Origin of the sequence: Sphingomonas sp. HMP9 (assembly GCF_013374115.1) — a bacterium.
Taxonomy (GTDB): Bacteria; Pseudomonadota; Alphaproteobacteria; order Sphingomonadales; family Sphingomonadaceae; genus Sphingomonas.
Genome location: NZ_AP022673.1, coordinates 1066112 through 1090745 on the forward strand (window position 1 = coordinate 1066112; position 24634 = coordinate 1090745).

Below are 24634 nucleotides of genomic sequence, written 5' to 3' on the forward strand. Positions count from 1 at the left end.
GGCTTAGCCAGAGCGGAGCAACGCCACGCCGGCGTCGCGATCGAACAGATAGAGGGCGGTGCGTGCCGCCTGCCCGCGCGGTCCCTCCAACCCGCCGTCGCGATCGATCAGCAGGCGCGCGTCGTCGTGTGCGCATTGCAACAGGTCGGCCATCATGTCGGGCGTCGCGAGCCGGAACGCCATCTCGCCCGACTGCTTCGTGCCGAGCAGTTCGCCCGCGCCACGCAACCGCAGATCCTCCTCGGCGATCCGGAATCCGTCGTTGGTCTCGCGCATCAGCGCGAGGCGTGCGCGCGACGTCTCGCTGAGCGACGATCCGCGCATCAGCAGGCAGATCGACCGGCCGGTGCCGCGCCCAACCCGCCCGCGCAGCTGGTGAAGCTGGGCAAGGCCAAAGCGGTCGGCATGCTCGATCACGATCAGCGTCGCGTTGGGCACGTCGACGCCGACCTCGATCACCGTCGTCGCGACCAGCACGGCGGTGCGCGCGGCGGAGAATTCCGCCATCACCGCGTCCTTCTCGGCAGGCTTCATCCGGCCATGGACAAGCGCCACCTTGTCGCCGAACCGCGCACGAAGGACCTCGGCACGCATCTCGGCGGCGGCGAGGTCGCTCTTCTCGCTCTCCTCGACCAGCGGGCACACCCAATAGGCCTGGCCGCCATCCGCCAGATGTCGGCCGAGCGCGTTGACCACGTCGTCGAGCCGGTCCTCGGAGATCACGCGCGTCTCGATCGGCTGGCGGCCTGGCGGCATCTCGTCGAGACGGCTGACGTCCATCTCGCCATATTGCGCGAGCGTCAGCGTGCGCGGGATCGGCGTCGCGGTCATCGCCAGCAGATGCGGCGGCGCGACGCCCTTGGCCTGGAGCGTCATCCGCTGTGCGACCCCGAACCGATGTTGCTCGTCGACCACCACCAGCGCGAGGTCCTTATAGGCGACCGCATCCTGGAAGATCGCGTGCGTGCCGACGAGGATATCGATCTCGCCGCTCGCCAGCGCCATCAACGTCGCCTCGCGCACGCGGCCCTTGTCGCGCCCGGTGAGCACGCCGACCTCGATCGGCAGGCCGGCGAGCGTCTTTCGGAGCGTTTCGTAATGCTGGCGCGCGAGGATCTCGGTCGGCGCGAGCATCGCCGCCTGCGCGCCCGCCTCGACCGCGATCAGCATCGCCATCGCCGCGACCAGCGTCTTGCCCGAGCCGACATCGCCCTGCAGCAACCGGAGCATCGGCGCGGTCTGCGCCAGATCGCCCTCGATCTCCCCCACCGTCCGCGATTGCGCGCCGGTCAGCGTGTAGGGCAGTTTGAGCATGCCCCGCAGCCGCCCGTCGCCGTGGAGCGCGCGCCCCCGCCGCTTGCGCGTGTCGGCGCGGACGAGCGTCATCGCCAGTTGGTTGGCGAACACCTCGTCATAGGCCAGCCGCTCGCGCGCCTTGGCGTCCGACGGGTCGGCGTGGATACGCGCGAGCGAGTCGTGCCAGCCCGGCCATTCGCGTTTCGCCTTCAGCCCCGGCTCGATCCATTCGGCGAGATCGGGCGCGCGCGCGACCGCCTGCGTCGTCAGCGCCGCCAGCCGCCGCGAGGTCAGCCCCTCCGACAGCGGATAGATCGGCTCGCGCTCGCGCAACTCCTCGTCCTGCTCGACGATGTCGGGATGGACGATCTGGAGTTCCTGGCCATATTCGTCGAGCCGTCCCGAGACGCGCTTGGCCTCGCCGATCGGCAGCAGCTTCTTCGCCCAGCCAGAACTGCCGCCGAAGAAGACGAGGCTGACATAGTTGCCCTGCTCGTCGGTCGCCTGCACGCGCGTCGGACCCCGGCCGGCGCTGACGCGGTGCTCGCGCGCGGTCAGCGTGATCACGATGATCCGCCCGGCATCGCTCGCCATCAGCTCGGTGCGCGGCACCCGATCGACATAGCCGGTCGGCAAATGGAAGGCGACGTCGACGACGCGCGCAAGCCCGAGCCGGTCGAGCGGCTTGGCGAGCGCAGGCCCCACCCCTTTCAGGACGAGGGTTTCGGCGAACAGCGGATTGAGGATTTCGGGTCGCATGACTATCTGCTCCCTATAGCCCAGCCGACGCCCGCCGCCAGCGGTCGCCGGTCAATCGGCGTTGGAGATATGATGGACCACGAAACCCGCCTCAAGCGCCTGGGCTTCCGCAGCTCGCACCGCGGCACGCGCGAAGCCGACATGATGATCGGTGGCTTCTTCGAAACCTATGGACGCACCTGGACGCCCGAACAGCTCGACTGGTTCGAGGCGCTGCTCGAGGAGCAGGACGTCGACATCATGGGCTGGGCGATCGGCTCGATCGCGTGCCCGCCCGAATGGAACGGCCCGATGATGCAGGCGATGCGCGACATCAATTACGTCACCGTCGTGAAGTAACGCCGAGTAGCACCTCCCCGGCGAAGGCCGGGGCCCAAATGGTGGGCGATCGTAATTGACCGCAGTCCGCCGTTACGAACACCTCTCCAATTGGACCCCGGCCTTCGCCGGGGAGGTAATATGCCAGATCTGAACACGATCCTCTCCGCGACGACCCCGCTGACGCTGTCGGGCGTACCGTCGGGGTTCCAGCCGTCACTGCTCGCCGACCTCGCGCGCGCGGCCAAAACGCGCGCGGTGTTCATCGCACCGGACGATGCAGCGATGCGCGCGATTGCCTCGACCGCAGCGTTCTTCGCGCCCGATCTCGAGGTTCTGGGCTTCCCCGCCTGGGACTGCCTCCCCTATGACCGCGCCTCGCCCACGTTGCGTGTCATGGCCGAGCGAGTCGCCGCGCTGCAACGCCTGCAAGGCAAGCCGAAGGGTCCGCAGCTCCTGCTGACCACCGCCAACGCCGCGACGCAGCGCGTGCTGACCCCGTTCCGCATCCGCCAACTCGTCGCGCGGCTCGCGCCCGGCGAGCGGATCGGTCGCGACACGCTCGCCACTTTGCTCCAGGCGAACGGCTATGTCCGCACCGACACCGTCCACGACCAGGGCGAATATGCGGTGCGCGGCGGGATCGTCGACCTGTACCCGTCGGGCGAGGACCACGCGCTGCGCCTCGACTTCTTCGGCGACGAGATCGAAAGCGTCCGCACCTTCGATGCCGCCGACCAGCGCACCACGGGGCGGATCGACGGCTTCGTCCTGCTCCCCGCCTCCGAAGCGCTGCTCGACGAGGACTCGATCAAGCGCTTCCGCACGCGCTACCGCGACTCGTTCGGCGCGACCGCAACGGGTGACCCGATGTATCAGGCGATCTCCGAAGGCCGGCGGATCGCGGGGATGGAGCATTGGCTGCCGCTGTTCGAGGAGAAGATGGCGACGCTGTTCGACCATCTCGGCGCCGACGACGTGGTGGTGCGCGACAACGGCGTCGCCGCTGCAGCGGAAAGCCGGCTCGAAGCGATCGCCGACTATTACGAGAACCGCAAACGCGCCGAGGCCGCGCAGCCCGGCAGCTACCGCCCGTTAACCGCTAAGGCGCTCTATCTCGACGCGCAGGAATGGTCGGGCGCGACCGAGGCGTTCGCCGCGCACGTCACCTCGCCCTTCCACGAGCCGACTAGCGCCACCGTGCTCGACTTCGACGTCGACGGCCCGCGCGATTTCGGTCCCGAACGCGCGGCGCAGGCGAACATCTACGAAGCCGTCGCCGACCACGTTGAGAAACTGCGCAAACAGGGTCGCAAGCCGATCCTTGCCAGTTACTCGATCGGCGCGCGCGAACGCCTGGGAAGCCTACTCGCCGATCATGGGATGAAGGGCGGCAAGCACGCCGAGACCTGGCAGGACGCGCTCGGCATCGCCGACACCGCCAAGAGCTTCGGCGTCGCGCTGATCGTCCTGCCCCTCGATCACGGCTTCACCGCGCCGGGGATCGCGGTTCTCACCGAGCAGGACATGCTCGGCGACCGACTCGTCCACCGCAAGAAGCGCAAGAAATCCGCCGACGCGTTTCTCGCCGAGCTCGCGACGCTGACGCCGGGCGATCTCGTCGTCCACATGGACCACGGCATCGGCCGCTATGAGGGGCTGACCTCGATTCCCGTCGGCCAGAGCCCGCATGATTGCGTCGCGCTCAGCTATGCCGGCGGCGACAAATTGTACGTGCCGGTCGAGAATATCGACGTCCTCTCGCGCTACGGCTCGTCGGAGGAAGGCGCATCGCTCGACAAGCTCGGCGGCGAAGGCTGGCAGCGTCGCAAGTCGAAGATGAAGGAGCGGATCCGCGAGATCGCCGGCGAACTCATCGCGACCGCCGCCGAACGCGCGCTGCATCCGGGCGACGTGCTCGAACCCGACGCCAGCGGCTATCCGAGCTTCGTCGACCGCTTCCCTTACGAGGAAACCGAGGATCAGGACCGCGCGATCGAGGACGTGCTGGGCGATCTGGCGGCGGGCAAACCGATGGACCGTCTGGTGGTCGGCGACGTCGGCTTCGGCAAGACCGAGGTCGCGCTGCGGGCGGCGTTCGTCGCGGCGATGGGCGGCAAGCAGGTCGCGATCGTCTGCCCGACGACGCTGCTCGCACGCCAGCATTACAACAATTTCGTCGCGCGCTTCGAAGGCTTCCCGATGAACATGGGCCGCCTGTCGCGACTCGTCACCGCGAGCGAGGCGAAGGCGACCAAGGAGGGACTGGCGAACGGCACGATCGACGTCGTCATCGGCACGCACGCGCTGCTCGCGAAGACGATCGACTTCAAGCGATTGGGGCTCGTCGTGGTCGACGAGGAGCAGCGGTTCGGCGTGACGCACAAGGAGCGGCTGAAGGCGCTCCGGGCGGATGTCCACATGCTGACGCTGACCGCGACGCCGATCCCACGCACGCTGCAGATGGCGATGTCGGGGATCCGCGAGCTGTCGGTGATCCAGACCCCGCCGGTCGATCGCCTCGCGGTGCGGACGTACATCATGCCGTTCGATCCGGTCGTGCTGCGCGAGGCGTTGCTGCGCGAGCATTATCGCGGCGGGCAGAGCTTCGTCGTCACGCCGCGCGTGGCGGATCTGCCCGAAATCGAGGAGTTCCTGCGTGAACAGGTGCCCGAGATCCGCTTCGTCGTCGCGCACGGCCAGATGTCGCCGACCGAGGTCGAGGAGCGCATGTCGGCGTTCTACGACAAGAAGTTCGAGGTGCTCGTCTCGACCACGATCATCGAGAGCGGGATCGACATCGCGTCGGCCAACACGATGATCGTCCACCGTGCCGACCGCTTCGGCCTCGCCCAGCTCTATCAGCTGCGTGGGCGGGTCGGCCGGTCGAAGACGCGTGCCTATGCGTATCTGGTGACGCCGCCCGAGCGGCAGATGACCGTCACCGCGGAAAAGCGCCTGAAAGTACTTTCCGATCTCGATTCGCTTGGCGCCGGGTTCCAGCTCGCCAGCCACGATCTCGATATCCGCGGCGCGGGCAACATGCTCGGCGACGAGCAGACCGGGCATATCAAGGAGGTCGGGTTCGAACTCTACCAGGCGATGCTGGAGGAGGCGATCATGGACGCCAAGGCGGGCGGCATGACGTCCGGGCGCCCACGCGATTTCTCGCCGCAGATCACGGTCGACGCACCGATCCTCATCCCGGAGCACTATGTCCCCGATCTCGACCTGCGGATGGGGCTGTATCGCCGGCTGAACGATCTCGACGAGGGACAGGAGATCGAGGCGTTCGCCGCCGAGATGATCGATCGCTTCGGCCCGCTGCCGGATGCGACCGAGAACCTCATCAAGGTCATCGAGATCAAGCTGAACGCCAAGAAGGCGTGCGTAGCGAAGATCGACGTCGGCCCGCGCGGCGTGCTGGTGTCGTTCCACAACGACACGCCGCCGAATATCGACAAGCTGCTGGCCTATGTCGAGCGCTTGAACGGCGTCGCGCGGTTGCGGCCGGACAGCAAGCTGGTCCTGCAACGCGCCTGGGGCGACCCGAAGGCGCGGCTGCACGGTGCGCTGCAATTGTCGAAGGGACTGGCAAAGGCGGCGGGGTAACGCCTGCCCGGGCATGGTGCGGCCCGTTCTCCTGCGAACGCAGGAGCCAGGGTTACGCACGCCGCCGTCTGCAATCCTGGATTCCTGCGTTCGCAGGAAAACGGTAGACATGAAAAGAGCCGGCTACCTTCATAGGTAACCGGCCCTTTTCGCCGTCTAGAATAGTGGCTTACTTCGGCAGCACGACACTCGGCCCGATGCTGTCCACCACCTTGCGCGCATCGAACGCACGGATGTTGTCGCGTGGGATCGGACCCTTGCGCATCACGATCTCGGCGGTCGCCTCGTAGCGATCGATCGTGCGGACATCGAAGTCGTTGCCCCATGGTCCGCCACCGAAGCCGCCATAGCCGCCGCCGAACCCGCCGCCAAAGCCACCATAGGGGCTCCAGTTACGCCAGCCGAAGCCGCGGCCGTAATAGCGCCAGGACGGACCCCAATAGCCGCCGAAGCCGCCGTAACCGAACCCGCCGCCGATCCCCGGCGTCGAGTAGGTGCGCGACTGGAGATTGGTGTCGCGGTCGGCCATCAGATAATAATCAAAGCCGTTCTGCAGCGTCAGCTCGGCGGCGCGGAAGAACAGGTACCGCTCGACAGTGTCGCGCGACGTGACGCTGTTGCCCGCGAAGCTGACGAGGAAGCGGCCCGGTTCGACCTGGCGATCGCTATAGCCGGTGCGGCTGAACCCCTGGCCAGTCGCCGGCCGATAGGTGGTCTCGGTCGCGCATCCGGCCAGCAGCAGCGCGCCCGTTGCGAGCGCTGCCAATGCGACCTTGCGACCCGGTGTCTTAAACATGGTGTCGTCTCCGTTCGCGGCGAATGCGGCGAAACGCCGCTTATTAGCCGTCAGTTGTGGAACGGTTGATGAACGACATCGCTCCCATGCGCCATCTCGTTGACGCATTTTTCATGTTCCGCGTCAGGCGCCGATCACGTGAAGCGCGATCGTGCGAAGGTGCGGGCGGCGGCGGTGCTCGAACAGGTAGATGCCCTGCCACGTGCCCAGCGCGAGTCGACCATCGATCAGCGGGATCGAGAGCTGGACCTGGGTCAGCGCGGTGCGCAAATGCGCGGGCATGTCGTCCGGGCCTTCGTCGTCGTGGAGATAGTCGCGGGACTCGGGGGCGATGCGCGCGAAATAGGCTTCGAGATCGGTGCGGACTTCGGGCGCCGCGTTTTCCTGGATGAGAAGCGACGCCGAGGTGTGCCGGCAGAAGATCGTCAGCAGGCCTTCGGTGAGACTCTGGTCGCGGACCCAGCGGGCGATTTGCTGGGTGACGTCGACAAGGCCTTGGCGGGTGGTGTCGATGGTTAGGATCGTGGTGGCTTGGCGCATGGGGTCCTAACGATCGGTCCGGAGGGTTGCTCCGCCGTTCCCCCGCTAAGGCGGGGGTCCAGGAGCCCCGAGCGGCATCGCCCGTAACCCTGGACTCCCGCCTTCGCGGGAGAACGGGAGGGAGGTTGGCATTACATTAACCACCCCAGCGGATATTTCACCACCCCGGCGGAGGCCGGGGCCGAGTTGGGGGACGGCGCTGACTGCCGGTACGCTTCGTTACTGCGACCTTCCCAACTGGGCCCCGGCCTTCGCCGGGGTGGTGCAAGCTGGGACGTTGGAGCGTCCGGTCACTCGGCTTTGCTCAAACAGCCCCGTGGCACTGCTTATACTTGCGTCCCGACCCGCACGGGCACGGCGCATTGCGGCTGACCACGCCTTCCCAGTTCGCCGGATCCTCGCCGATATCGGCCTCCTGCGGCTGCGCGATCTGCAATGGCGGCATCGTCGACGTGATGTGGCCGCGCGTGCCCCCATCGAAATCATTCGAATTGTCCTCACCCGTGAACGGGTCGAAATGCGTCGTGATGAAGTCCGGCAGCTCGGGCAGCCCGACCGGCGCCTGCATCTGGAACTGGGCGTGCGCGATCGTTTTGGTCACATCCTCGCGGATCGTCTCGAGCATCCGCTGGAACAGCGAGAACGCCTCCTGCTTATACTCGTTGATCGGCGTCTTCTGCGCGTACGCGCGCAGGTGGACCACCTGGCGCAGCGCATCGAGCGTCGCCAGATGCTCCTTCCAGTGATGATCGAGATTCTGCAACAGGATCGACTTCTCGACCGACGTCCACGTCTCGGTATCGAGATCCGCGGATTTCTGCGCGACCGCCTCGTCGGCCATCGTGCGGATACGCTCTTCCAGAACCTCGGGATCGACCGACTCCTCGAGCAGCCACGCATCGATCTGCGGCTCGAGGTTGAGCACCTCGGCGAGCCGCGTCTTCATCCCCGCGACGTCCCACTGCTCGGGGTACGAGTTGGGCGGGCATGCGTCGCCGACGATCACGTTGACCGTCTCCGCACGCATGTCGGTCACCACGTCGCCGACCGTATCGGCATCCATGATGTCGGCACGCTGCTCGTAGATGACCTTGCGCTGCTCGTTCATCACGTCATCATATTCGACGACCTGCTTGCGGATGTCGTAGTTGCGCGCCTCGACCTTCTTCTGCGCAGTCTCGATCGCCTTCGACAGCCACTTGCTGCCGATCGCCTCGCCATCCTCGATGTTGTTGCGCATCATCTTGGCGAACAGCGTGTCCGGCCCGAATATCCGCAGCAGATCGTCGTCGAGGCTCAGATAGAAGCGCGACAGACCCGGATCGCCCTGACGCCCCGAACGCCCGCGCAGCTGGTTATCGATGCGCCGGCTCTCGTGCCGCTCGGTGCCGAGCACGAACAGACCGCCCGCGGCGAGCACCGCCTGCTTCTCCGCCTCGATCTCGATCGTGATCCGCGCCGCTTCGGTCTCGTATTCGGGCGTCCCCTCGACCAGCTCCGGATGCTCGTCGAGCATGCGGAATTCGAGGTTGCCGCCGAGTTTGATGTCGGTGCCGCGGCCCGCCATGTTGGTCGCGATCGTCACCGCCGACTTGCGCCCGGCCTGCGCGACGATGTGCGCCTCCATCTCGTGGAAGCGCGCGTTGAGCACCTTGTGATCGACGTTCTCGCCGACCAGGAACTCGCTCAGCATCTCCGACTTCTCGATCGACACCGTACCGACCAGCACCGGCTGGCCCAGCTCGGCGTGATGCTTGATCTTCTTTGCGATCGCCGCGAACTTGTCGCGCGTATCCTTGTAGAACTCGTCTTCCTCGTCGACGCGCTTGACCGCGACGTTGGTCGGGATGCTGACGACGTTGATCTTGTAGATGTCGTAGAACTCGGCCGCCTCGGTCGCCGCGGTGCCGGTCATGCCGCCGATCTTGGGATACATGCGGAAATAGTTCTGAAACGTGATCGAGGCCATCGTCTGGTTCTCGGGCTCGATCTGGACGCCCTCCTTGGCCTCGACCGCCTGGTGCAGGCCGTCCGACCAGCGCCGGCCGTCCATCATGCGACCGGTGAACTCGTCGATGATGATGACCTTGCCGTCCTTGACGATGTAGTCGATGTCCGACTTGAACATCACGATCGCGCGCAACGCCTGATTGAGGTGATGCACGACCTGCGTGTTCTCGAAGTCGTACAAATTCTGCCCCTCGAGCAGCCCCGCCGCCTCGAGCATCCGCTCGACCTTCTCGGTGCCGTCCTCGGTGAGGATGATCGTCTTCTGCTTCTCGTCCTTGTCGTAGTCGATCGGATCGAGCTGCTTCACGACCGCGTCGACCTGCATGTACAGCTCGGACTTGTCGTCGGTCGGGCCGGAGATGATCAGCGGCGTACGCGCCTCGTCGATCAGCACCGAATCGACCTCGTCGACCACCGCGAAGTTGAAGGCGCGCTGCGTCATCGCGCTGCGCTCATACTTCATGTTGTCGCGGAGATAGTCGAAGCCGAACTCGTTGTTGGTGCCGTAGGTGATGTCCGCGGCATAGGCGGCGCGACGTTCCTCGTCCGACAGGTTGGGGATGATGACGCCGATCGTCATACCGAGGAAGGTATAGACCTGCCCCATCCACTCGGCATCGCGCGCCGCGAGGTAATCGTTGACGGTGACGACGTGGACGCCGTCGCCGGGCAGTGCGTTCAGATAGGTCGCGAGCGTGGCGACCAGCGTCTTGCCCTCGCCCGTGCGCATCTCGGCGATCTCACCGCGGTGGAGGACGATGCCGCCGACCATCTGCACGTCATAGTGGCGCTGCCCCAGCACGCGGTGCGCGGCCTCGCGGACCGTCGCGAACGCCTCGGGCAGCAGGTCGTCGAGCTTCTTGCCCTCGGCGAGACGCGCGCGGAACTTGACCGTCTGGCCCGAGAGTTCGTCGTCCGACATCGCATGAAGCGACGGCTCGAACGAGGCGATCTTAGCGAGGATCGGGTTGAGCGACTTGACGTACCGGTCGTTGGACGAACCGAACAGTGATTTGGCGAGGCCACCGAACATGGGCAGAATTCCTGGATATGAGACGCGGCGGCACGCTTTGCGCCCGCACGCGGAAAAATAGGGAGCGGCCCGCAGGCCGAAGGGTCACGCGCCCGACGCTATTCGCGCCGACGGTCCGCCCAGATCGGGGTGTTGCCGACGTCGATAGTGCGCAACGTCGCGGAGACGGCAACGTCCTCGAGCGAAGCGAGCGCCGCAACCGGCCGCACCGCCACCTTCGCCACGGCGACGACGGTGGCCTGCGCGCAGATGCTGCCCTGCGCCACCGCCTGCGCCGACTGCCCACGCACACCGGGTACCGCGCCGGTCAGCGCGGACAGGAGGGCGGAAAGGAGAAGCAGCAGGTTCATGCGGGACCGGCTGTATGCGAACACGTCGTCAAGGTCCATCCGTCGTCAGGTGATCATTTCCCGAAGAGCCGATACGCGACGCGCACGCGGTCCTGCACCTTGATTGGCGCACCCTGATGCTTGGTGAAGCGTTCGCTACCCTCGCACAGGTCGACCGCTTTCGCATCCGCATCGTCGGTCGACGCGTCGACGAGCGTGGACACCGGCGTACAGGCGGTGCGCGTGCCGTCCGGTTGTACCAGGAACTCGCTACCCGTGTCTTGGAAGACCGTCATTCCCTCCGGCATCGGCCCCGACAGCGGCGCGGCCTGGCCGATGATCCGGTCGATCAGGACCATGACTTCAACATCGCCCGGTGGCGATACCGCGGGATCCCCGCCGAACATGGTCGCGAACATCTCACGAAACCCCGCACACATCGTCGTCGCGTCGACCGCGACGTTGGCGGGCAGGTCACGCAGTTCGCAACTTTTGATCGCCGCCTTGTTGGACAGCAGCAATGTCAATTTCTGTGCCGCGTTTTGCAGCGGGCTGATCGGCGCTTCCGGCAGGACCCATCGAACCTTCAGGTCATATGAGCCGGCAACCGGTCTGCCCGCGGCATCGCGCGCCGGAGAAAAAGACGTCGTGCGCCCGGTGATAATCCGACAGGTCGCCGCATCGAGCGACATCGACTTGGAGGACGTTACGATCCGGCAGCCTGTCACCGCACCCTGCGGATCGATCGCCAAGGCCGCTACCACCATGCCGTCTTCCTGCATGGTGGCAGCCGCCGGCGGATACGCGTCCGGCCCGAACAGCGTCGCCAGTTCGGACAGCGGCTTCGGCTCCGCGCGCTCAGGCGCTGCTTCCGCCGGCAGTCCGCCTGCGAACAGCGCCAGGACGGCAAACGCCCAATATCCCCGCACCGACAAATCCCCCAAATGATCCGGCGCGCAATCAAGCCGTTGCGGCGATGCGGCACAAGCGGCAAATGGCGGACATGACCGAGTCCACCTCCCCGCTCGCCCTCCCCTTTCCTTCGGCTCCTGCCATCGACGGCGTCGCGCTGCATGTCGCCCGGGCGCGCTACAAGGCGTGGGACCGCTGCGACCTGACGTTCGTGACGCTCGAACCGGGGACCGTTGTTGCGGGCGTGCTGACGACGAGCAAATGCCCGTCGCCCGAAGTCGAGTGGTGCCGCGCGGCGCTGACGCTGGGGCAGGCGCGCGCGCTGGTAGTGAATGCGGGCAATTCGAACGCGTTTACCGGGTCACGTGGCCGGGCGGCCGTCGAGGCGATCGCGGCGCGGACCGCGGCGCATCTCGGCTGTCAGCCTTCGGACGTGTTCGTGTCGTCGACCGGGGTGATTGGCGTGCCGTTGCCGATCGACAAGGCCGAAGCCGGGCTGGATGCCGCCTTTGCCGCCGAACCCTGCGGCTGGGAGGATGCCGCCGCGACGATCATGACGACCGACACCTTCACCAAGGGCGCGGTGACGACCGCGGTGATCGGCGACCGGACGGTGACGCTGGTCGGCATCATCAAGGGCTCTGGGATGATCGCGCCGGACATGGCGACGATGCTCGGGTTCATCTTCACCGATGCCGCGGTCGAGCCGGAGTTCCTGCAGGCCGCGCTGTCGAAGGCGAACGCGCCGAGCTTCTCGTGCATCACGGTCGACAGCGACACGTCGACCAGCGACACCGTGCTGGCCTTTGCGACCGGCAAGGCAGGGAATGCGGCGTTGGCGGACGATGGCAGCGTCGGCGCCGACGCGTTCCGTGCGGCACTGGCGGACCTCTGCCACCAGCTGGCCCTGCTCGTCGTTCGCGACGGCGAAGGCGCGCAGAAGCTGATCAAGATCCAGGTGACCGGCGCGGAGAGCGACCGCAGCGCACACCGCATCGCGATGAGCATCGCCAACTCGCCGCTGGTGAAGACCGCGATCGCCGGCGAGGACGCGAACTGGGGGCGCGTCGTCATGGCGGTCGGCAAGGCCGGCGAACCCGCCGATCGCGACATGCTGTCGATCCGGTTCGGCGATACGCAGGTCGCGGAAGGTGGCCTAGCGCTCAGCGGCTATGACGAGGCGCCGGTCGCTGCGCACCTCCAGGGCCACGAGGTCGAAATCGGCGTGGATTTGGCGCTAGGCGAAGGCCGCGCTACCGTGTGGACGTGCGATCTGACGCACGGATACATCGCGATCAACGCCGATTATCGGAGCTGATCGCTACCGTGCCGTCACCCGGCGCTAGCCTGAGTGACGGCGTGGCAGCCTTTCCTTAGGCGAGTTCACCCTCGAGCCAGGCCTTGAGCCGGCCCTTGGGCTCGGCGCCGACCTTGGTCGCTGCCGGTGCGCCTGCCTTGAACAGGATCATCGTCGGGATGCCGCGGACGCCGTACTTGCCCGGCGCGTCGGGGTTCTCGTCGATGTTGAGCTTGGCGATCGTCACCTTCTCGCCCAGTTCTTCCGAGATTTCCTCGAGCGAGGGTCCGATCATCTTGCACGGGCCGCACCACTCCGCCCAGAAATCGACGAGCACGGGCCCGTCCGCGTTCAGGACGTCCGCATCGAAGCTGGCATCGGTAATCTGCTTGGTCGCCATCGTGAATTCTCCTTCGTTGAACGCAATCTAGGGTCGCGCGCGTGTCCGCTCAACCACCGAGGCGCTAGCTTTGCTCCGCGGGCCGATAGTGGGGCTTGTTCGCGGCCAGCGTCGCATCGCTCAGCACGATCAGCCGCGGCCCCGCGGTGTACAGCAACGCCGCCTCGACCGACCGCCCCGGAAAGATCACGCCCAGCGCCTCGGCATAGGCCGCCATCTGCTTCAGATGGTAATCGGGCACGTCGTCCAGTCCGCCCGGCGCGCGCCGTCCGGTCTTGAAGTCGACGACCCGGATCCGGTCGGCCTCGATCAGCAGGCGATCGACCGTGCCCGACACGACGATGCCGTTCGGCAAGGTCGCCGCAATCGGCGCCTCGGCCAGCGTATCCGCGCCGAACAGCGCGGCAAACCGCGGATCGTCGAGCACCGCGACGACGCTGCGCACGATGTCCCCGCGCGCCGCCGCATCGTCGACGCCGCCCGCCTTCGCCAACCAGCGATCGGCCGCGGCGACGCGATCGGGGGCGGCAACCGCCGGCAGCCGCTCGAACAGCGCATGGATCAGCCGGCCCCGCTCCGCCGCGACTCGCATCGCAGGCGTCGGCGGCGGATCGGAGACGGCGTCATCGCCCAGCGCGGACGGCGACAAGGGGCGCGGCGGACGCGCCTCGACCGGCGCCGGTTCGTGCGCCCAGGCCGGGAGATGCGCGTCCGCCGGACGTTCCGCCAATGCCGACGCCTTGGCGCTCACCGCCGGCTGAGGCTCGACCCCGACGAAACGCCGTTCCTCGCCGCTACCCTCCGCGGAAGGCGGCACATCAAGCGCGGTCAGCGCACGGTTGGCCGCCGCGTACCAGCTATTCTCCGGCGGCACGCCCTTCGCGCGAGTCCCGAGCGCCCCCGCGATCACCAGCCGCTCCTCCGCGCGCGTCGCGGCGACGTAGAAGAGCCGCCAATGCTCCTCGAGTTCTCGCTGCTCGGCCGCAGACACCACCGCATCCAATGGCCCGCCGCGTTCGGTTGCGCGCGGGCGGAACACGGGGATCGGCGCCGCGCCGGGCTCGGGCGCCCATTTCAGGATCGACCGCGGTGCCGCCGACGGGTCCGCGGTCGCATCGGCGAGGATCACCAACGGCGCCTGCAACCCCTTCGCACCATGCGCGGTCATCACGCGGACCGCATCGAGCGGCGCGGACGGATCGCGGACGATCTCGACGTCGCCGCGATCGAACCAGTCGAGGAAGCGCTGCAACGACGGCGTCGTCGTGCTCTCGAACGTCAGCGCGGCGTTGAGCAACTCCTCGATCGGATCGCGCGCCTCGGTCCCCAGCCGCCGGATCAGTTTCCGGCGACCGTCGAGCGGGCCGGACAGCAGTTCCTCCAGGAACTGATACGGCGTGGCGATGTCGGCGCGCGCGAGCATCGACAGCAACGGCGCGAGCCGCGCAGACGACTGCGTGCGTTGCAGGTGGCGCCAGAGCGGCCCCGCCTCGCGTGGTGCCGCCGCCATGAGTTCGTCCTGCGTCCACCCGATCAACGGCGAGACGAGCAGCGCCGCGACGCTCAGATCGTCCTCGGGCTGCAAAACGAAGCGGATCGTCGCGAGCAGATCCTGCACCGCCAGCGGCGCGTTCAGCCGCAGCCGGTCGACACCCGCCACCGGCACGCCCTCGGCATAAAGCCGCGCGACGATCAGCGAAGCGAGGTCGCCGCGCCGCTTGACGAGGATCATCACGTCCTCGGGCCGAAGCCTGCGCCCCTTGCTCTCCAGCATCAGCCCCGTATCGGACGCGAGCCAGCGCTTCACCGCGCGCGCGATGTCGCTGGCGAGCTTGCGCACCGCGTCGTCGACCCAGCCCTCTTCGTCGTCCTCGCTGCCGCCTGCCGAGACTGGCGGCCATAGCGTGACGGTGCCGGGGCCGGCGACTTCGCTCGCGTGGCGCTCGACCTCGCCCGCGATGCCGAGACCCGGCTCGCCGATCGCGTCGATCGCGGCGTCGACGAACTCCAGCACGGTGCGCGTCGACCGGAACGAATGCCGCAGCGACAACCGCGCGAGGGGCAACCCGCGCTCCTCCTCGGGCCAGTCGTCGTCGCCCAGCGCTTCGCTCGCCCGACCGCCGAAATACTGTTCGGCGGCCTGGAAATTGAGCGGGTCGGTCCCCTGAAACCCGAAGATCGCCTGTTTGTAATCGCCGACCGTGAACAGCGTCCGCGTCGACGGCGCGTAGATGCCGCGGCCGACGAAGAACTCGTCCGCCAGCGCGCGCACGATCCGCCACTGGTGCCCGTTCGTGTCCTGCGCCTCGTCGATCAGCAGATGCTCGGTCGCCTGGTCGAGCTTGTAGCGCACCCATTCGCCGATCCCCGGCTGGTCGAGCAACGCCACCGTCGTCGCGATCAGATCGTCGAAATCGACCGCGCCAGCCCGACGCTTGGCCTGCGCATAGGCGCGCGCGTAATCGCGCCCGACCTCCAGTCCGTCGGCGAGCAGATCGCAATACACCGCGCGCTGGACCATCGACAGGACGTCGGTGCACGCCTCACCCAGATCGCGCGCGAGCACTTCGTAATCGGGATCGGCATCGATCAGCTTCTTCGACGCCTTGCGCTGCGTGCCCGTGCCGGTCAGCACGACGCTGGCGAGATCGGACAAGGTCGCGGCGCGATCCTCGGAGTCGAGCCAGCGCTGCACGGTCGTCGCCGCCGCGAGCCCCGTGGCCGTCCCCCAGGCGCGATTGGCCGCCGCGATCCGCGCGATCGCATCGAGATCGAGCGCGTCGCACCACTCCGCGATCGCCTCGTCGATATCGCCCGACGGCAGGCCGAGTTCGCGACGCAACCACGGCTGGATCCCGACCGGCAGCGCCTCCAGCGCAGGCAGCGCACGAGCACACGCCAGCAGGAACGCCTCCGCCCCGCCCTCACCCATCCGCAGCGACAGGCGGCCGACGATCTCGACCGGGCGTTCGCGGCCGTCGCGCTCGGCGTCGGACAGCATGCCGGCGAGCGCTTCGCGGGCGAGCCCGGCTTCCTCGCGCGCTTCGAGCGGACGGAAGCCGGGCGTGAGGCCAGCCTCGACCGGGAACGCGGCGAGCAACCCCTGGCAGAAGCCGTGGATCGTCTGGATCCGCAGCCCCCCGCCCGGCGCGTCGAGCACCTTGGCGAACAGCGTGCGCGCGCGATCCTGTTGCGCGGGGCTACCCTCTTCCCCCAACGCCTGCAAATCCAGGAACAGTTTCGGCCCCGGCATCCGCACCCACGCGGCCAGCCGCCCGTTGATCCGCTGCGCCATCTCGGCCGCGCCCGCCTTGGTGAAGGTCAGGCACAGGATCGCGCCCGGATCGACACCGCGCAGCAGCAGGCGGAACACGCGCGCCGCCAGCACCTGCGTCTTGCCGGTGCCCGCCGACGCGGAAAGCCAGACGTGCGACGCGGGGTTGCTGGCGTCAGCCTGCGCGCCCTTCAGCCGGGGCAGCGTGGCGAGCGCATCACCGCTCACGGCCATACCATTCGTCGCGGCGCATCAGCTGGTCATACTCGGCATAGGGGGCGTATTCGGGGACGAGTTTCGCGGTGAACGCCGCGCTGCCCGTCAGCCATTCGCCGACGACTTCGGTGAAGTTGTGCGCGGCGATCGACGTGAATTCGGCGGTCGGGATCTTGTCGCGCTTGCCCTCGGGATCGACCGGGCTCTCGATATAGCCGAACGCGTCGCGCTTCTTGCCGAGCGACCAATATTCGAACGCGCCCGCGGTGCCCGACACGTCGGCGAACCCGCCGCGCTCGGCGATGAGGCCCAGAAGCCCGAGCTGCAGGCTGTAACCGGCGCGCACCGCGGTCGGCGACGGCGGCTTGCCGGTCTTGTAGTCGATCACCGCGAGGCGCCCGTCGGGGAGGCGGTCGATCCGGTCATAGCGGCCCGACAGCGTGACGCCGGCAATGTCGATCTTGCCCTTGCCCTCGGCACTCGCGACGGTGCGGCCGTCCTCGCCCTGCGTGACGATCGCGCCCGCGATCCAGTCGATCGCCTCGAGCAGCCGTGGTTGCCACAGCGCGCGCATCATCGGATGCGTCCGCTCGTCGTCGAGCATCGCCTTCGCGCGCAGCCGCAGCGTGTCGACGGTGCAGCCGTCCTGCTTCCACCATTGCTCGAGAATGTCGTGGACCGCGGTGCCGCGCCACGCCGCGCTCGGATCGGCATCGACCGGATCGAGCGGCATCAGCCCGAGCACGCGGCGTGCATAGAAGGCATAGGGGTCGGCCTTCAGACGATCGACCTCGGTGACGGAAATCGCCTTCGGACGGAGCAGCGCCGGCGGCGAAGGCGCGGGGCGATCGGCGGGCAGATGCTCGCCCGGATCGTCGAGCGCACGCGTCCAGCCTTCCAGCGCCGACGCGCGCTCGAACCGATCGCCCGCAAGCGCCTGCAACCGCAGCCAGAGCCGCGACGCCAGCGCCGGCGACTTCGCATCGCGGCGCGCGCGGGTGACGACGGCACGCGGCGCGCCGAGCGCCTGCGCGAAATCATGTGCTGCCGTGCCGACACGCCGTTCGAGACCCGGCAGGCCGAGCTCCATGCGGATCCGCGGCGCCAGCCACGGATCGGGCGCGGGCCGACCCGGCCACACGCCTTCGTTCAGACCGCCCAGCACCATCACGTCGGCGGTCTGCAACCGCGCCTCGATCAGACCGTAGATCGCCAGCCGCGGATGCCCGCCCGGCGCCGGCCGCACCGCGACCTCGTCGAGCAGCGTGCGTAGCAATTGCGGCACCTCGCGCGGATCGACGCGGGGCGGTCCGGCGGGCGCTTCGGCTTCCAGATCCGCGAGGAACTCCGCCGCGGCGCGGCCCGCGAGCCCCGACCAGAGGTTGTCGCCGCACAAGGTCTGCGCCGTCTCGCGCAGGCAGGCGAGCACCGACGCCAAGGGCTGCGGCCCCTGATCGAACGCGCCGGCCAGAGGCGTCAGCAGCGGCTGGACGTCCGCCCACCACGTCGCCGCGGTGCCCTTGCGCTCGTCGAGATGGCCAGCGATCCCGTCGAGCCCGGCCGCGGGTCGCGGCCCGCGCAGCCGTCGGTCGAGCGCACGCGCGCCGTCGAGCCATAGCAACCGATCCTCACCGCTGCGCACCAGCGGATGCTTGAGCAACGCCAGCAACGCGAGCGGCGAAAAGCGCTGCGCCGCCGCCTCCGCGAGCGCGAGCAATAGTGTCCCCGGCGGCAGGATCGACAAAGGCCGCCCCGCGCTGTCGTCGATGCCGATTCCCCACCGCCCGAGATGCGCCGCCACCCGCCGCGCGAGCGCACGATCGGGCGTGACCAAAGCCGCGGTCCGCTCGGGCACTTCCAGCGCCTCGCGCAGAACCAGCGCAATGGCCTGCGCCTCCTCCGCGGGCGTCGCGAGTTCGGCGGCGGTCACGCCCTTCAACCGGCGATCCTCGGCTGCGATCTGCGTCCATTTGCCCGTGAAATCCGCAGGCGCCAGCGCGTTGGCGATCGCCCGCCCGCGCGCGGCGTCGGCGTCGTGCCCGCCGCCCTCGCGCCAGGTCTGCACCTCGCCGCGCGCGACGCTCATGCGCAGGAGCATCAGCTTCGCATCGAACTGCGGATGCGTCTCGATCGAGCGGCGCGTAAGCCCGGTCACCGGATGCGGATCATGCGGGCCGAGCGCGTCCCATTCCTCGTCCGGCAGCGCCAGATCGAGCCCGGCGAACACCACCATCCCGTGGGGCATGTCGGCGATGCAGCGTAGCAGCCGTGCCACCGCCGGCGCGGAATCGGTCACGCCCGCCGCGCACACGATCCCGGCTGGCGGCGCGTTCCGCCAGCGTTGCGCGAGCCGGTCGAGCAGCGCCGAGCGCCGCGTCGCCGCATCGATCCGCTCCAGCCGCGCGAGTTCGCCCGGCCAGCGTTGCAGCACGATCTCGAACGTCGCCAGCGCGCGGCGCCAATGCTCGGTCAGCTCGGGGCCCAGCTCGATATCGCGCAACCTGGTCGGCGGCACCTCCTCGACAAGCAGCTGGTCGAGCGTCCGCGCGAGTTCGCCCGCGAGCCGCACGGCTTCGGCGGCATCGACCGGATGGCCTTCGCGCGCGCGTTCTTCGGACACCAGCCGCGCGAGGATCATCCGCCGCTGATAGGGCGGCACCGCGGGCAGCGGCGGATCGATATCGTCCGCCGGATCGAGCGCGGCGCCGACCGCCTCGCCCATCTCGGGATCGCCCAGCGCCACCAGCCGCGGCAACACGAGGCCACCGCCGCTCGCGCGCACGAACGCCTCGGTCACCGCCTTCACCGCGCGGTTGTTCGGCAGCACGACCAGCGCACGCGCCAGCGCCAGCGGATCGCGCCCCGCCTGCCGCATCAGCCCGGCGACCAGCGCATCGGCAAACGCCCGGTGCGCGGGGATCGTGTACAGCGTCGGACGACCCGCCGTGGCGCTATCAGCCATCCGCGAGGATCGCCTCGGTCCGCGGGATCGCGGCGGGCGTACCAACGTCGAACCACAGGCCCTGATGGACCTGGCCGTACGCGCGGCCCGCCGCGATCGCTCGGTCCCAGAACACGTTGGTCGAGAACGGCCCCTCCGGCCAGTCGGCGATCAGCCGCGGGTGGAGCATCTGGATGCCGGTATAGGCGAACGGCGCGAGCCGGCCGGATTTGCGCCGCCCGCTGATCCGCCCATCGGCGGCGAGATAGAAGTCGCCCGGCCCGCGGTGATTATGCGCCCGCGCGAGCGGCACCATCAGCAGCAGCGCGTCCATCGTCGCATCGTCCCAGCGCGACGCGAGCAGCTTGATCGCGTCGACCGGCCCGTCGATCCACAGATTGTCGCTGTTGACCACCAGCACCGGCGCATCGCCGAGCAGCCCGCGCGCCTGGACGAGCCCGCCGCCCGTCTCCATCAGCATCTTCCGCTCGTCGGAGATCACGACGTCGATCCCGTCGAACCGGTCGGTGACATGCGCCTCCAGCGTATCCGCCAGGTAATGCACGTTGACGACCGCGCGCTTGATCCCCGCGGCCTGTAACCGCTCGAACACGTGATCGATCAACGGCTTGCCTGCGACCTTGACCAAGGGCTTGGGTCGCGTCGCGGTGAGCGGCCGCATCCGCTTGCCCAGGCCCGCCGCCATCACCATCGCCGTCTCAGGCACCGTCCCGCGCGGGACGGGGCGGATCGTCTGCTGGCGGGTCACGCGCCGAGCGCCAGCGGATCGCCGCGCAACGCGGGCGGCACGTTGGCCGCGAACCACGCCTTTACCGGCGCCATCACCGGCTGCGCCAGATCACGCTCCAGATAGGTCCACACCCGCGGGCACATCGTCGCGTAATGCGGCTTGCCGTCCCGCTTCCACAACCGCGTGAAGATGCCGAGGATCTTGGCGTTCCTTTGCGCGCCGAGCACGTGATACGCGTTCATGAAGCCCTCGTCCGTATCGGTGGCGGCGCGGTATCGGTCGAGCATCGCCGCCTCGACCGTCGGGTCGACCGTCCGCCGCGCATCCTGCAACAGCGATACGAGGTCATAGGCCGGGTGTCCCGCGAGCGCGTCCTGGAAATCGAGCAACCCCAGCGACCGCTCCGGCCCGACCAGCATCAGATTTTCGGCATGATAATCGCGCAGCACGGTGACCGGCGTGTCGGCGATCGCGTGGTCGAACACCGCCTCCCACGCGGCGTCCCAGCCTGTGCGATCGGGCGCGATCCCGACCGCCGGGCAATACCATTCGACGAACAGCCCCGCCTCGCGCTTCAGCACCGCCCGATCATAAGGGGGGACGGGTCCAGCCGGCTCCGCGCGCAACCGCACCAGCAGGTCGATCGCCGGCGCGTACAGAGACAGTTCCTCGTCCGGCGCGGCGTCGACCGCCTCGCGCAACCGATCGTCGCCAAAATCCTCGATCAGCACGAGCCCCTGGTCGAGATCGCACGCCAGGATCGCCGGCGCCGCGAAATCGCGCGCGACCAGCCATTCGGCGACGGCGATGAACGGCCGCGGGTCTTCATGCGGCGGCGGCGCGTCCATCAGGATCGCCCGACGCCCCCCCTGCTCGGCGCCATCCACGGCGCGGAAATAGCGCCGGAACGAAGCGTCGCCCGCGACCGGAAGGATCTTCGCCCCTCCCCAGCCATGAGCGTCGAGAAAAGCGGCGGCGCCAGGCGGCGGGGTCATGTCGGCCATCGCGACCTCCAAGCTTCCGGCACGCCGATAGTCAAGCCGCGCGTGCCATCCGGCTCGATCGTCAGGCTCAGCCGAAGCGCATCGGGCCAATAGTCCGGCCCTGCGCGCTCGGGCCATTCGACCAGCAGCAGCGAATCGTAGCGCGCATCGTCGAGCGCGAGTTCCTCGATCTCGGCGGGGTCGTCGATCCGGTACAGGTCGACGTGCATCACGGGAAAGCGGACTTCGGGCGGCTCATAGGGCTGGACGATTGCAAAGCTGGGCGACGGCGCCTCGCCGGCAAGCCCGAGCGCCGAGAGCAGCCCGCGCGCGACACTGGTCTTGCCCGCACCGAGCGTGCCTTCGAGCGTAACGACGTCGCCGGGCCGCACGCGCTCGGCCAGCAGGGCGCCGAATGCTTCGGTCGCTTGTGGATCGGGTAAAAGGATCATGTGCACGAGCCCTCTCCCCCTCGGGGAGAGGGTTGGGTGAGGGGCTGTTCCAAGCGGAGCGCTGCTTGGCAACCCCTCACCCCGACCCTCTCCCCGCAGGGGAGAGGGAGCAGAAGTTGCGCGCTCATCGCCGCGGCAATTCGACGGTGATCAGCGTGCCCGCCCCAGGCTCCGACACCAGTTCGATCGTCCCGCCATGCGCTTCCACGAACTGCTTGGCCAAAGGCAGCCCGAGTCCCAGCGCCCGATCCCCCATCGGCTTCGACTCCGCAAACCGGTCGAACGCATGCGCCACCGCCTCCGCATCCATCCCCACCCCGTCGTCCGACACCACGATCCGCGCCGAGGTCGCATTGCCGTCGGTGTGCAGTAGCACGCGCCCGCCATCCTGCGTCGCCGCCACCGCATGCCGCAGCAGATGCTCGACGACCTCCTTCAACCGCTTCGGATTGCCGTTCACCCGCCCCGTCGACCGCGCCACCTCGACCGCGAAGTCGAGCTTGCGCCGCTTGGCCGACGGCAGGATCGTCTCCGCCGCCGCACGCACCGTGGTGGCCAGATCGACGTCGCTGCGATCCGTCTCCGCGCGGTCGCTCTCCGCGCGCGTCAGGTCGAGCACGTCGTCGACCAGCAACCCGAGCCGCTCGACGGACTCCAGGATCGCCCCGACATAGCCCTCGGCCTGCGGCGTCATCGCGCCCGCATACCCGCCGTGCAGCATCTCCGCGAACCCGCTGATCGACGTCAGCGGCGTGCGCAATTCGTAGCTCATGTTCGCGACGAACGCGGTCTTCACCTTGTCGGCCGCCTCCAGCGCATCCGCACGGTCCCGCAGCGCCTGCTCCGCACGGCGGCTGTCGGTGATGTCGAGCATCGTGAACAGCGCGTTCCCATCGGGCAGCGGCACACCGGCGAACTCGAAATGGCGCCCGTCGGCAAACGCGACGCGCCCGCCGCGCTGCTGTCGCTCGACCGTCGCGGAGCGCACCAGATCGGGGATCAGCGCCGAGCGGCCGGGGGTGAGCAACTTGCCCCCCGCCGCCTCGGCAAACGCATCGACACGCGGGTGCGAGGCGAGGAACTCTTCCTCCAGCCCCCAAAGCAGCCGGAACCGGTTGTTCCAAAGCTGCAACCGGCCATCCGCCGCAAACACACCCAGTGCCTCGAACAGGTTGTCGAACGTCGCCGTGCGCACCCGCAGCAGCGTGTCGCGCGCGCTGGCGAGCTGGACCTGCTCGGTGCGATCCTCGAAGATCAGCAACAGGCCACCATCGGGCAGCGGCTGCGCGACCACGCGGAGGTGCGTTCCACCGCGCAGGTGCCAGTTCTCCTCCATCGCGCCGCCGCCCGGCGAGCCGCCCTGCGCCCCGCCGGTCTGCATGAACCAGTCGCGCCGCTCCGCCTTCCAGCTGGGGAAGTCCCGCACCTCGGGCAACCGGTTCGCCTCGCGCATCCGCTCCAGCACGCGGTCGAACTCGGGCCGGTCTGCGAGCCATTCGCTGCGCATCGCGAACATACGTCGGAACGGCTGGTTGCAGAACACGAGCGAGCGATCGCCGCCGAACTGCGCCACGCCGGCGGACAGGCGGTCGAGCATCGCGCGCTGCGCCTCGGCAAAGCGTTTCGCCCCCGATCGCGCCTGCTCCAGTTCCTCGATATCGATCGCGAACCCGGCGACCCCGCCGCTCGGCAACGGCACGTCGTAGATCTGCAACGACCGCCGCGCGCCGTCGATCGTCGCCGGCAGGACCTGCTGATGCGGCCGTCCCTGCTCGCGCGCCAGCGCGGCACCCGCGAGAGGCCCGCCGCGACCCGAGCCCTCGACCAGTTCCAGGCCGCGCGCGACGACATCCGCCGCATCGCGCCCCTCGACCGCGTCGACATAGGCCGAGTTCACCATTGCCAGCCGCAGGTCGGTCGCGCGGTACCACATCGGCATCGGTGCCGCCTCGATCAGCCCGGTCAGCGAGTCATACGCCGATCCCAACCGGTTGGTCTCGGCGCCGAGCCGCGCAATCTCCGCCTCGCTGTCGGTCGCATCGAACGCCCAGAGCAGCACCGCCCCGGTCGCCCCCATCTCGCCGGGCGCGCGTCCACCCCGAAACGTGATCGCCCGCGTCGAGCCCTGCAACCGCACCGACCGCACGAACGCCCGACCCGACCGCTGCGCCGCCGTGACGTCGGCGATCAGCCGCGCCGCATCGTCGGGGGACAGCCCCGTGCCGCCGGCCGCAAGCTCGGCGATCGACCGCGGCGGCGCCTCCAGCCCCAACCAGTCCGCCATCCGCTGCGTCATCTCGATCCGCCCGCCCGAGCGGATCACTGTGACGAGCGCCGGCGACCCATCGAGGACCGTCTGCAACTGCTTGCTGGTCTCCAATACTCCCGCCGCATCAACACGCGCGCGCAGGCCAAGGAAAACGAGAATGCCGCCGGTAGCGACCAGCATCAGCAAAAGCGCGCCCGTCAGCACTGCCGCTCCGAGGCCGAGCGTGATCATCGTGGAGCGAATAAGAGACGGAGCGAGATCATCTCCCCCGTCTAAGCGCCCCGATGCCGATGGGAAAGACAGATGGCAAATGGCACCCGTATTTCCGACTTCTGTCTGCCCCCGCAGCCGTTCGGCATGCGGCCCCCATCGCCAATGTCTCCAACGTTGCCAAACTGTTGCAAGGAAGAAACACTACGCAATAATCGTTCGCGGCCTACCGCAAG

Annotated in this window: 16 protein-coding genes; 3 read left to right on the forward strand and 13 right to left on the reverse strand. The window is 68.4% G+C overall.

Annotated features, from left to right (window positions below; genetic code table 11):
* Positions 1-3 precede the first annotated feature (3 nt).
* On the reverse strand, positions 4-2055 hold the full coding sequence (gene recG, locus HMP09_RS04635; protein ID WP_176499396.1) for an ATP-dependent DNA helicase RecG: 2052 nt from the start codon (positions 2053-2055) through the stop codon (positions 4-6).
* A gap of 72 nt (positions 2056-2127) precedes the next feature.
* Between recG and HMP09_RS04640 the strand changes: the two genes are divergently transcribed.
* Complete coding sequence (locus HMP09_RS04640) at positions 2128-2394, forward strand: FAD assembly factor SdhE (RefSeq protein ID WP_176499397.1); 267 nt, start codon at positions 2128-2130, stop codon at positions 2392-2394.
* A 120-nt stretch (positions 2395-2514) separates the two neighbouring features.
* Positions 2515-5985: a transcription-repair coupling factor gene (gene mfd, locus HMP09_RS04645; protein ID WP_176499398.1), complete on the forward strand. Its 3471-nt coding sequence runs from the start codon at positions 2515-2517 to the stop codon at positions 5983-5985.
* Between the two features lie 169 nt (positions 5986-6154).
* Here the strand turns inward: mfd and HMP09_RS04650 are convergent, their stop codons facing one another.
* The 5 genes from HMP09_RS04650 to HMP09_RS04670 all read right to left on the reverse strand — a co-directional run bounded on the left by HMP09_RS04650 (position 6155) and on the right by HMP09_RS04670 (position 11622).
* Positions 6155-6781: a CC0125/CC1285 family lipoprotein gene (locus tag HMP09_RS04650; protein WP_176499399.1), complete on the reverse strand. Its 627-nt coding sequence runs from the start codon at positions 6779-6781 to the stop codon at positions 6155-6157.
* A 123-nt stretch (positions 6782-6904) separates the two neighbouring features.
* Positions 6905-7321 carry a secondary thiamine-phosphate synthase enzyme YjbQ gene (locus tag HMP09_RS04655; RefSeq protein ID WP_176499400.1) on the reverse strand — a complete coding sequence of 139 codons (417 nt, stop codon included), beginning with the start codon at positions 7319-7321 and terminating at the stop codon, positions 6905-6907.
* Between the two features lie 304 nt (positions 7322-7625).
* On the reverse strand, positions 7626-10364 hold the full coding sequence (secA, locus tag HMP09_RS04660) for a preprotein translocase subunit SecA (RefSeq protein ID WP_176499401.1): 2739 nt from the start codon (positions 10362-10364) through the stop codon (positions 7626-7628).
* 98 nt (positions 10365-10462) lie between these two features.
* Positions 10463-10753: a hypothetical protein gene (locus HMP09_RS04665; protein WP_176499402.1), complete on the reverse strand. Its 291-nt coding sequence runs from the start codon at positions 10751-10753 to the stop codon at positions 10463-10465.
* A gap of 14 nt (positions 10754-10767) precedes the next feature.
* Entirely contained in the window at positions 10768-11622 is an 855-nt protein-coding gene (locus tag HMP09_RS04670) for an energy transducer TonB (protein ID WP_176499403.1), read from the reverse strand.
* A 74-nt stretch (positions 11623-11696) separates the two neighbouring features.
* Between HMP09_RS04670 and argJ the strand changes: the two genes are divergently transcribed.
* Entirely contained in the window at positions 11697-12923 is a 1227-nt protein-coding gene (argJ, locus tag HMP09_RS04675; RefSeq protein ID WP_176499404.1) for a bifunctional glutamate N-acetyltransferase/amino-acid acetyltransferase ArgJ, read from the forward strand.
* Positions 12924-12978: 55 nt separating this feature from the next.
* On the opposite strand, the gene trxA is transcribed toward argJ, so the two are convergent.
* From trxA to HMP09_RS04710, 7 genes are all read right to left on the reverse strand, one after another.
* Complete coding sequence (trxA, locus tag HMP09_RS04680) at positions 12979-13302, reverse strand: thioredoxin TrxA (protein ID WP_176499405.1); 324 nt, start codon at positions 13300-13302, stop codon at positions 12979-12981.
* A 64-nt stretch (positions 13303-13366) separates the two neighbouring features.
* On the reverse strand, positions 13367-16810 hold the full coding sequence (addA, locus tag HMP09_RS04685; RefSeq protein ID WP_176499406.1) for a double-strand break repair helicase AddA: 3444 nt from the start codon (positions 16808-16810) through the stop codon (positions 13367-13369).
* On the reverse strand, positions 16794-19754 hold the full coding sequence (gene addB / locus HMP09_RS04690) for a double-strand break repair protein AddB (protein WP_176499407.1): 2961 nt from the start codon (positions 19752-19754) through the stop codon (positions 16794-16796). Before addB ends, addA begins: the two co-directional genes overlap by 17 nt.
* Positions 19747-20502: a nucleotidyltransferase family protein gene (locus HMP09_RS04695; protein ID WP_232090679.1), complete on the reverse strand. Its 756-nt coding sequence runs from the start codon at positions 20500-20502 to the stop codon at positions 19747-19749. The genes addB and HMP09_RS04695 overlap by 8 nt, the downstream gene beginning before the upstream one ends.
* Entirely contained in the window at positions 20499-21479 is a 981-nt protein-coding gene (locus HMP09_RS04700) for an aminoglycoside phosphotransferase family protein (RefSeq protein WP_176501577.1), read from the reverse strand. Before HMP09_RS04700 ends, HMP09_RS04695 begins: the two co-directional genes overlap by 4 nt.
* Positions 21476-21919, reverse strand: coding sequence for a tRNA (adenosine(37)-N6)-threonylcarbamoyltransferase complex ATPase subunit type 1 TsaE (gene tsaE, locus HMP09_RS04705; RefSeq protein ID WP_176499408.1), 444 nt, complete (start codon positions 21917-21919; stop codon positions 21476-21478). The genes HMP09_RS04700 and tsaE overlap by 4 nt, the downstream gene beginning before the upstream one ends.
* A gap of 124 nt (positions 21920-22043) precedes the next feature.
* Positions 22044-24419 carry a PAS domain-containing sensor histidine kinase gene (locus HMP09_RS04710; protein ID WP_176499409.1) on the reverse strand — a complete coding sequence of 792 codons (2376 nt, stop codon included), beginning with the start codon at positions 24417-24419 and terminating at the stop codon, positions 22044-22046.
* Between the last annotated feature and the right edge of the window lie 215 nt (positions 24420-24634).